Origin of the sequence: Colwellia hornerae, assembly GCF_007954355.1 — a bacterium.
Classification (GTDB): domain Bacteria; phylum Pseudomonadota; class Gammaproteobacteria; order Enterobacterales; family Alteromonadaceae; genus Colwellia_A; species Colwellia_A hornerae.
Genome location: NZ_VOLR01000022.1, coordinates 62851 through 72293, shown reverse-complemented (window position 1 = coordinate 72293; position 9443 = coordinate 62851). Strand labels below are relative to the sequence as shown.

The window sequence follows — 9443 nt, the reverse complement described above, 5'->3', positions numbered from 1 at the left end:
AATGGCCTAGTCGTGCATGACTATATCTCAAGATGCTTGCAGCATGTTGCTGAGCAACCGAATAATCTTGAGTCGCTGTTACCATGGAACATTGAGCGCGGCTAGGTGCCGTTAGCTATACCCTTACTTACCACAAGAATAAGAAGACAAATTAAAAAATACGTCTTACTTTTAGGAAAGATCAACATAGCAAAAATAGGAAAGAATAAATAAAATTGTTCTTCAACCGCAAGACTCCATGTATGAAGCAACGGAGATAACTCAGAGGCAGTACCAAAATAGCTAAAACCAAGCCAAAAATAAATGTTAGAAACAAAAAACATCACACTTATTGAGCTAGTGCCATAATCTGATATTACACAGGTGATACAGATAAAAAGGGTAACGTAATACCTACAACGACCACCATAACTAAAGCAGGCATAATGCGCCTTACTCTTCGCTCATAAAAATTAACAAGCGAAAAGTTACCATCGACTATTTCATCTAATATAATTTTAGTGATTAAAAAGCCACTGATAACAAAAAAAACATCAACACCTAAATAGCCACCTGTTAAAAAAGGGATACCCAAATGAAATAGCAAAACAGGAATTATTGCTAATGCCCTCAGTCCATCTATTTCCTTTTGATATTTCATTTTTCTCTTCTTAGTCACTGATTATTACACTTAACAGTGAAATGGCGTGATTTGGTAATGCAAGACAATAAGCTGTCATGTTATCGTGAGTTGTTTACCGATAAACTCTTTTGCTATTTTATTATATAAAAATCCATCAAAGCGCCATGTTCCTAGAAAATGAATAAGCTTTAATTTTTCATCATACCGAGCAACGCTCCCATAAAGCTCTAAAGGTAAAATAATAGATGATGGTTGGTTTGCAATTAAAATATTTGCTGCTGTTTGTTCTGAGCCCCAATTACGCCAAGTATCACCTATGCTACCGAACATACAATTACTAATGTCGATTAACGTATCAATTGAAAAAGAGCCTTTAGCATACCCTGCAAAACCAGCACATCCTCGAACATAATATTTATAATTAATGGCTTTCAATGACTCTAAATTCTCTTCCGCAAGCTGCTGGACATGTTTGTTATTAGGGTTTTTACGAGCCCTTGCTCTTTCTTGCGCATCTTCAATAGTCCAGCGCTCTTTTATTTCTGTTCCTAGAATAAAAGAGCGATTTTCACTATAAGCTTGTTCAATTTCGCTTAAATCATAACGAGAGATCAGATCAGCATCTAATTGCACTACATAATAACTTTCAATATAACTTTCTAACGCTAGCATCCGACGCCATGAGGTATATGTTGGGACACGCTCATCGATATAATCCGTTCCGTTTAATACAGTGAGATCTGGGATCATCGTTAGTAGTATATCAAGATGTTCTTGTGTTAAAGATCCATCATTTACGACGACTATTTTCTCAGGATTTAATAACTGAGTGAAACTGTAGATAGATACAATATATTGATAAAAATCGCGTTTACACAGCATCGATAATACGCATAAACCTGATTTTATATTGGATTGACGGTCTAGAGGCTTGATTTTTAAGGCATCTTTGACATCCCAATCAAAATATTTATGTAACAACTTACTTTTATAATGTTTAAATGAATCACTCATGATCATTTTTGTTCCTTTCCTTATAGCTTTTATATATCTAGGTATTTGATGGTTTGTTCTTTATACGTAATAGCGACTTTAATTTCGGTAAAACAGCTAACATTAAATCATCTATAACTTGGTCGCCGAAAGTTAATTTTTTTAGTAATAACATTAAGAGTGCTAAAGCACCATAAACAAAAACTCCGACCATATCTGGAATGGGTAACCATAAAACCAAAAAGGCTAATAAACAAAAAAACATTAAAAAGCCAACTGACTTTATTAAGCAGTTAATGACATTCACATGGCAATGCTTATACATCATAAGGGCACTAAAAGTAACAAGCAAAAAATTACTACCAATAACACCGTAGGCCATATATAAATAATTATCAAAAGCTATAGATACATAAGCCGAAGGCAAATAAATGCATAAACTAATAGTTGAAGTATAAAAGTGAAATTTTGGAAAACGAATGGCATTAAAAATCACTCGAAATGATAACTGGTATGCAACAAAAACAGCCGATATACACATCAAGGTAAACAGGTATTTCATTTCAAGCCAAGCATCACCTAATAACAACAAAATGATTGGTTCACTAAAAAAAATCAAACCTGCATAAACAGGACAAATTAAAATATCTTTAAAATGAATAATATAAGAAACATTTTCAAATAACGTTTTTCGATACATATATTCATTATCTGCGTATTCTCTTAACTGTTTTGATAGATGTGATAAATTAGCTTTATCAAATGCTGCAGAGACTTCTTGTGCGTACATATAACCAATACTAGAGGCCATTGAGTAGAAGCCGAGTAATTTCACCGAAAAATATTGACCTAACGAAAAGTGAGGTATTTTCCTGTTAAAATACTCTACTAACTGCTGGAATAAGAACCAACGAGAAAAAGAAAGAACGTGTTTAATTTCTCTTAGTGTTGTCGACAATTTAAGAGTTGGTGATGCAAAGTAGTAACTCAATACACAGGTAGCTATAGATGAACTCAGCATTCCTATGGCTAATGCCCAATAATTTTCTATTGTAAAGGCTAAAAACATTGTCACCGCAACAGAAATAAATTTAGATAATAAGGTGGTTTTTATTTCAGGCATGAAGTTATTTTTTTTCGCTTGAATAACAAGATTAATATTACTTAACGCATTAATTGTAATTATCCAGCAAATAACTTTTAAAACACTTTCAGCCTCAGGCGAGTTCATCCACAATGCGAACGGTTCCGCAACTAAAAAAACTAATAAACTAATAACAAAACAAACAAATAAACGCGTTAAATAAACAGCAGATAAAAAACTAGAAGATGTTTCTTTTGACGAGACAATATTCTGGGCAAAACCAATATTTTGCATTTTCAGGGCAAAATCTTGCACTAACATTGCTATTACAATCACACCATAATCTTCTGGTGCTAAAAGACGAGCGACAATAATGGTGTTGATCAGTCCGATGTAGCGACTAATAAATCGTCCAGCGGATAGCAACAATGAGTTACTAACAAGGGTTTTATTCATTTATACATTCGCATTAAATGATATACAAATCATATTATTCAGCACTATCAATTGTTTTTAACAAATAATCTAATGTCGAGCCTTCTCTAAATTTTGATTGATCAAATTTCCACGACAATTTATACAACGGTGCTATTTTATTATCTATATGTGCTTTGATTTCATCTGTTATAGGTAATAACATTTTACTGTGTAAAACTTTGTGGGGTATATCTGCTCCCATTACTGGCGTTTTTTGCCAGATATCACTAAATCTTTGATCTTCAGCAAGTAATTTAGCAAACATATAATGAAAGTAAAAATAAGGAAAAATACCTAAAATTTTAGTAATGAAAGGATGAAACCAATATTTAGTATATTTTACACTTCGATTTAAAAAATAATCAAAGGGCGCAATAAGTGGGCCTTTACTTTTATTTGAAAGTGGATTGTCACGCCAATAAGAATCTACGGCTCGATATAAGGTATCAATAACATAATTATGCTTTTCAGATGCAAGAAACCAACTCGATAACAAACGATCTGCTCCTGGGTTTCTAAAAGCGAAAAAACCCGACTGAGTATATTCAGGTAACCATGAATCTAGCGGTTTAACACAAAAGCTTGTCGCGTCGACCCACACTCCCCCATTATCAGATAACAATTTAGCACGTACTAAGTCAGAGTAACCTGCAAAAGATAACTTACTCTTTTTTTTCTCCGATAAATTGAGATCAACATATTCCGACAAGTTATTTTCATCTAATACAATAAGCTCCCAGTCAGGATTGTTTTTTTTCCAAGATTGATAACAGCACTGTACAATATGAGGTGCATTATCAATACCTTGTAGCCATAGCATCCATATTTTTTTAGGTATAGTACTTATTGAATTATTCATATTAGAGGTTTCTTAATTTAATGGGAGCATATACGAATTAAAAGTTATTTGGAAATAATAATTGATACGTCAAACCAAATTCTTTATTAATTTCAACCATATCAACATGTTTTAACAAGGCTATATCTTCCTCTTTCATGATCACTTTTTCCTGATTCAATTTCCCGGAGCTAATGTTATCAGACATATCACCCGCTCCAGCAACACCCGTTTGCTTAAATGTATTATATTCTGGCATTAAGGGACTCGTTAATTTTAAAAATTTTGATATTTTTGCTAACGTATTATCGGTGTCATAAAGCATCTCATCAGAATCGATGGCTAACTTTGGCCCCTTAAGACTTGTCCAATATATCCTTAATTCTTTTAAACGATTAATATAATATATTGACTGCATACCTACGGTATCAATACTGTTATTTTGCACATGCCTTTTTATCATGCTCAACATAGTGGCTTCTGGATTTCTCAAAATAAATAAATAAAAATTATTTTTTATATCAAATAATTTTTCATCAAAAGCCCATTCATTATGCAAGATTTTATCTAATATATAATCAGATTCTTTATAAGCTTTCTTATCTTCATATAATGCCACTTTAGATTTCAGTAGATCTAATTTATTCTCGTACTTGCAGTGTAACTCTCTGTAGCCGCAAATTTGAGTGTGTGACGCTAAAATATGTGAGAGTAATGTTGTTCTACCACGTTTATGACTGAATACAAAAATATTTTTTTTGGGTTTATTAGCAAAAATATTACTGCTGAAATAACTTAAGTATTTTATGACTTTACTATGCATGTTCATTATTTTTTTTATTTCCATCTATTCTCTGTAAACAAACTAATATAGCAAGTAAACCGTAAAGCAAATCGTAATAAGCCAAACTTAACAAAGCGCCTGATAGCATATAAACGATTAAGGTAGTGTTAATGGCTTTTGCTAAATTTCTTACCCACTCTTCAGTAGCTTTTTTAGCCAATAAGCGGCTCATAAAAAAACCTTTAAATAAGATTATTAAAAATAACATAAGACCGACAAATCCTGCATCACCTAATACTTGAAAATAAATGCTGTGAGCTGCTTTAGGCTTTTCTCTAGGTGTATTTTCATCCGATATAAAATCAAATTTATCAAGATCATCATAATAATAACCCCACACATGATAATATTGCATAGAATCTTGTCCAACCCCTAAAAGTGGATTGTCCATTGCAGCAAGCGTTGCAAGCTTCCAAGCAGTTAATCGACCTAAGAATGAAGAATCTTTATCCGCGTGTTCTATCGTTTGAATTCGATCGCTCCACTTATCTGAAGCAGTATAAATTGCAACAGAAGCAAAGCAAGCTGCGAATATAATAAACAACAGTTTACGCTTCGTTTTCATAAAAAGTTGACCTGCAACAACGAGCAAACCAATAAAACCACCGCGAGAGTATGACCCAATAACACATACCGCCGACAAACCCGCTAAGCCAGTAAAACCTAACTTTAAATATTTATGTTTAATTTGAGGAATAATATATAGATACAATGGAATGACCATTAATACCGCTAATGCAAACAAGTTGTTATCTGTCATCATTGAACTTTTAATTCCAATTATTTTATATGATCCACCGGTCGCTAAAAATTTCATTCCTTCAAAAAACACATTAAAACCAACGCCTAATAACAGAGTAATTAAAAATGTATTAATGCGATTTTTAGTGGTAAGTAACATAATAATCAAACCACTAAAGGTAATAGCTTTCGCAAAATCCCCCCACACCGTCCAGGATGCATTACTAGAACCCATAGAGAATATATTTGATATCGACGTATGGACTAAAAATAAGACCATTAAAGTAAACATTGCGCTCGCAGGTGATTTACGAAATACATCTTTATTGAAAGCAATTGCAACAATGGTAATTATAGCTAAAAAGAAAGTGTATCTAATATCTGACGCAAAACCCCACAACATGTTTTTTGGTACGGCCATAATAGTCCATGCCCATGCACACAGACCTAGAAAAGGATTGCGAAAAGCTAAAAAAATAAAGGGAGTAAACATTAATATGAATAATAAATCTTTCATTGTATTAGCCTCTACGCCTTTTTTTTTCTTTTAATTGACCTTTTTCTTCACGTTTTCTATCAACAAGATCTTGTTTATGCCCTTTAATTAAAAAGTAAATAACAAAGCCCATACTAATAAGAAATACGACTGAGCTCATTGATTATTAACCTTATAAGTTGCTGCTGAATTATTATATACCGAAGCTAATTGGGTTATTTTTGTCGCATTTTCTTGCCAGATAAATTGCTTATCGGCCACAGAGTTTCTCACGGCAAGACGAAGTTCATCGAACTCATTGATATTCTCTATCGCGGATATCAATTTCTTAATGAATGATATTTGTTTACCTTTTTCAAAAAATAACGCGGTTTTATCTGAGAGTATTTCTCGTATATTAGGGCAATCTGGTGCAATTATCACGCTACCAACAGCCATGTATTCAAACATCTTAAGAGGTGAAGCATAGGCGGTAACATCTGGCTGTAATGCAATATCGAACTGCTGAACATAATCTAATACTTTATCGCGTGTTACTAGGCCAGCGAATTCAATCTTATCCACGATGCCTAATTCTTTCGCTAGTGCTTTTAGCTCAGGTAATATGTCACCATCACCAACACATATCAGTTTTAATGGTAAGCTTTTATGCTCTGCGATTGCCCTAATGGCTTTGTCCATACCGTGCCACGGGTGAATAAAGCCAGTAAAGCCAATAACAATTTCTTTCTTGCTGTTATCAATGGGTTTAGCAAGCATTTCATCAATAAACACTTGATTTACACCATTATGAATAACTGTAATGTTTTCTTCTTTTACGCCAACATCTCTTAAGTGCTGCGCTAGAACATCAGTAACGGGCAAGGTATGCGTTGCATTTTTCCAGGTATAGTTTTCTATCCACTTAGCAAATTTTACCAATGATAAACCACTGTAGGTTTTGCGTTCGTATACCAAGGGCGCGTTAACTTCTAGTATTAAGGGAATATTAAAGAGTTTGCTTGCCCAAATACCTGCAGGTTGATAGAGGTTGTATCGCTCATAAATAAATTCTGGCTTAAACTGTTTTATGGCTATAGCGAGCTTGATGAAGATCCAAAAGCTATAAGTAAGCTCTAATATCTCGTACAACGCTCTGGGTAGTAAGTTTTTAAGTTTAGTTACAAAACCACCATCGTGGCCAAAGTCACTGTTCTCGTTTAGCGAAGGCGCTACAAACTTCAATTCGTGCCCCTGCTCAATAAAAGCATTGGTGAGCTCTTCAACATGTACGAATTGTCCGTCTTTTGAAGCGATTCTGTGATGATAAAGTATTTTCATTGTTTATTTATGCCTATACATTTCTTTATAGTGATCATTGTTATTATTTTATTTAGATGCTGTTGTTCATTGTTGAACAACTTTACGCTTTAGCTTTCAGTTTATATATTACTGAAACGTCTTTTAATTCTCTTTTAGCGCTTTACCTAAAAATGAGGCTAATACCAATAGCGCCCAAATTAACACACCATGGTTAGTCGTTCTGTCTTGGTGCGCGACAATAATTGCTTTTAATTCATTTATATTAAAAATATTGAGTGATACCAATGCTGTTGATAGTATTCTTTTTTCTAATGTGGCTTGAGGTATTTGCCTGATCCATTCGTCTAACGGTGAAGTAAAGCCCATTTTTTTTCTTTCTAAGACAAAATTGGGTACTAAACCTTTCAATGAGTTTGCTAACACCTGTTTTACTTTTTGCCCTTTAAGGTTAAGTTTTTCATTAAGTCCTAAGCCCCATTCTACAAGTTTATAATCTAAAAAGGGTACTCTAACTTCTAAAGAACAAGCCATACTTGCTCGGTCTACTTTAGTTAAGATATCACCGGGTAAATATGTTTTAAAATCAATATACTGCACTTGCTTAACAGGACTTAAATGACTGACTTCGTTGGCTAATAATTTAAATTGCTTTAATGAACTGTAACCTGCCAACTTATTTTTAAATTGATATGAATATAATTTATTTAAGGTGTCGCTATCAGCTAAAGACATCGCATTATGAAAGCTTGTAATAGGATCACTTGTCAGCGCTTTAAAGGTAGACTTCGCCCGTAAAAAGCGAGGCGCCTTGCCTAGTTTAGGATAATATTTAGCCAGCAGCCTAAATACCGGTTTGGTTAATTTATTTACAAAAATAGCACGAAGGTTTTCTTCAAAAGTTAACATTTGATAATTACGGTAACCATAAAACAACTCGTCGCTACCATCACCTGATAGCGCAACTTTTACTTTTTCTCTGGTGGTTTTGCTTAATATTAACGTAGGTATCGCTGAATTATCAGCAAAAGGTTCGTCAAAAATATCCACCACTAAGTCGACAAGTGATAAGTCGTTTACCGACACATTGGTGCTTGAATGCTTGGTTTTAAAATGTTTTGCTACTTTTTCAGCAAAATAAGATTCGTCATATTTAGAAAGGTCAAAGCCAATTGAACTGGTTATAATGGGCTCAGCCGTTAACTGACTCATAAAGGCAACGATGGCGGTTGAATCTAAGCCACCAGAAAGAAATGCCCCTAATGGCACGTCTGCTATCATCCTGTCTTGTACTACTTGGCTTAGCTGAGCGTGAACATCATCAATATCATAATCATTTGTGTTACTTGATATATGATCTTTTAACTGCCAATAAGCTTGATTTATAAACATGTCAGGCGAGTTTTGATCTACAAGAATATAATGCCCGGGGAGTAATTTATTTATCGCTAAGTAGATGGATTTTGGCTCTAAAATATAGCCTAGCGACATGTAATCTTCGATTGATTGTAAATTAATATTTAACGGTATTTTTAGATGTTTTTTAAGTGCTTTGATTTCTGATGCAAAAACGATTTGATTATCCGCAGTTTTTGCCCAGTGTAGTGGTTTAATCCCTAAACGGTCTCTTGCGGCAAACATTTGTTTGGTATTTTTATCAAACAGTACAAATGCAAACATACCATTGAGTTTATCTACACACTGGGTGTGCCATTCTAGCCAAGCATTTATGATTACTTCTGTGTCACTGTTGGTATTAAATTTATAACCTAAGCTTATTAATTCACTGCGTAACGCTTTATAGTTATAAATTTCACCATTAAAGGTAATGCCGACTCTATTAGTTTGATCAAATAAAGGTTGTTTACCACCTTCTATATCGATTATCGACAAACGGGTATGCGCTAAAGCTACACCATTTTCGATATAGGTGCCATTACCATCAGGTCCACGATGATTTTGGCTTTGGTTCATTTTTTCTACAGTATTTTTATCTATATCAAATAAATGATCATGATGAAAAATAGCAACAACACCGCACATTTAGTG

At 33.8% G+C, this 9443-nt stretch carries 9 protein-coding genes; all 9 read right to left on the bottom strand.

The genetic code is table 11. From position 1 onward, the window contains the following. Positions 1-355: 355 nt before the first annotated feature. The 9 genes from ESZ26_RS14915 to asnB all read right to left on the bottom strand — a co-directional run bounded on the left by ESZ26_RS14915 (position 356) and on the right by asnB (position 9437). Positions 356-640, bottom strand: coding sequence for an acyltransferase family protein (locus ESZ26_RS14915; RefSeq protein WP_146800260.1), 285 nt, complete (start codon positions 638-640; stop codon positions 356-358). 75 nt (positions 641-715) lie between these two features. Then, a complete protein-coding gene (locus tag ESZ26_RS14910) occupies positions 716-1636 on the bottom strand; it encodes a hypothetical protein (RefSeq protein WP_146800259.1) in 921 nt (306 codons plus the stop codon). A 37-nt stretch (positions 1637-1673) separates the two neighbouring features. Beyond that, the gene (locus ESZ26_RS14905; protein WP_146800258.1) at positions 1674-3155 is read right to left on the bottom strand and encodes an oligosaccharide flippase family protein; all 1482 of its coding nucleotides are present in this window, start codon (positions 3153-3155) and stop codon (positions 1674-1676) included. Positions 3156-3189: 34 nt separating this feature from the next. Next, the gene (locus ESZ26_RS14900; protein WP_146800257.1) at positions 3190-4035 is read right to left on the bottom strand and encodes a capsular polysaccharide synthesis protein; all 846 of its coding nucleotides are present in this window, start codon (positions 4033-4035) and stop codon (positions 3190-3192) included. Positions 4036-4072: 37 nt separating this feature from the next. After that, positions 4073-4861, bottom strand: coding sequence for a sulfotransferase (locus tag ESZ26_RS14895; protein ID WP_146800256.1), 789 nt, complete (start codon positions 4859-4861; stop codon positions 4073-4075). Beyond that, positions 4830-6116 (bottom strand): putative O-glycosylation ligase, exosortase A system-associated, encoded by a 1287-nt coding sequence (locus ESZ26_RS14890; protein WP_146800255.1) that lies wholly within the window; start codon positions 6114-6116, stop codon positions 4830-4832. Before ESZ26_RS14890 ends, ESZ26_RS14895 begins: the two co-directional genes overlap by 32 nt. A 4-nt stretch (positions 6117-6120) precedes the next feature. Next, positions 6121-6255, bottom strand: a complete 135-nt coding sequence (locus tag ESZ26_RS19560) for a hypothetical protein (RefSeq protein ID WP_262984197.1) — start codon at positions 6253-6255, stop codon at positions 6121-6123. Continuing rightward, positions 6252-7415, bottom strand: a complete 1164-nt coding sequence (locus ESZ26_RS14885; protein ID WP_146800254.1) for a glycosyltransferase family 4 protein — start codon at positions 7413-7415, stop codon at positions 6252-6254. The genes ESZ26_RS19560 and ESZ26_RS14885 overlap by 4 nt, the downstream gene beginning before the upstream one ends. 123 nt (positions 7416-7538) lie before the next feature. Then, entirely contained in the window at positions 7539-9437 is a 1899-nt protein-coding gene (gene asnB, locus ESZ26_RS14880) for an asparagine synthase (glutamine-hydrolyzing) (protein WP_146800253.1), read from the bottom strand. Positions 9438-9443 lie beyond the last annotated feature (6 nt).

Excerpts from the sequence above, each read along its gene's own strand:
- ESZ26_RS14910 (WP_146800259.1), bottom strand. The coding sequence starts at position 1,636 with ATGAGTGATTCATTTAAACATTATAAAAGTAAGTTGTTACATAAATAT.
- ESZ26_RS14915 (WP_146800260.1), bottom strand. The coding sequence starts at position 640 with ATGAAATATCAAAAGGAAATAGATGGACTGAGGGCATTAGCAATAATT.
- ESZ26_RS14900 (WP_146800257.1), bottom strand. The coding sequence starts at position 4,035 with ATGAATAATTCAATAAGTACTATACCTAAAAAAATATGGATGCTATGG.
- ESZ26_RS14885 (WP_146800254.1), bottom strand. The coding sequence starts at position 7,415 with ATGAAAATACTTTATCATCACAGAATCGCTTCAAAAGACGGACAATTC.
- ESZ26_RS14895 (WP_146800256.1), bottom strand. The coding sequence starts at position 4,861 with ATGGAAATAAAAAAAATAATGAACATGCATAGTAAAGTCATAAAATAC.
- ESZ26_RS14905 (WP_146800258.1), bottom strand. The coding sequence starts at position 3,155 with ATGAATAAAACCCTTGTTAGTAACTCATTGTTGCTATCCGCTGGACGA.
- ESZ26_RS14890 (WP_146800255.1), bottom strand. The coding sequence starts at position 6,116 with ATGAAAGATTTATTATTCATATTAATGTTTACTCCCTTTATTTTTTTA.
- ESZ26_RS19560 (WP_262984197.1), bottom strand. The coding sequence starts at position 6,255 with ATGAGCTCAGTCGTATTTCTTATTAGTATGGGCTTTGTTATTTACTTT.
- asnB (WP_146800253.1), bottom strand. The coding sequence starts at position 9,437 with ATGTGCGGTGTTGTTGCTATTTTTCATCATGATCATTTATTTGATATA.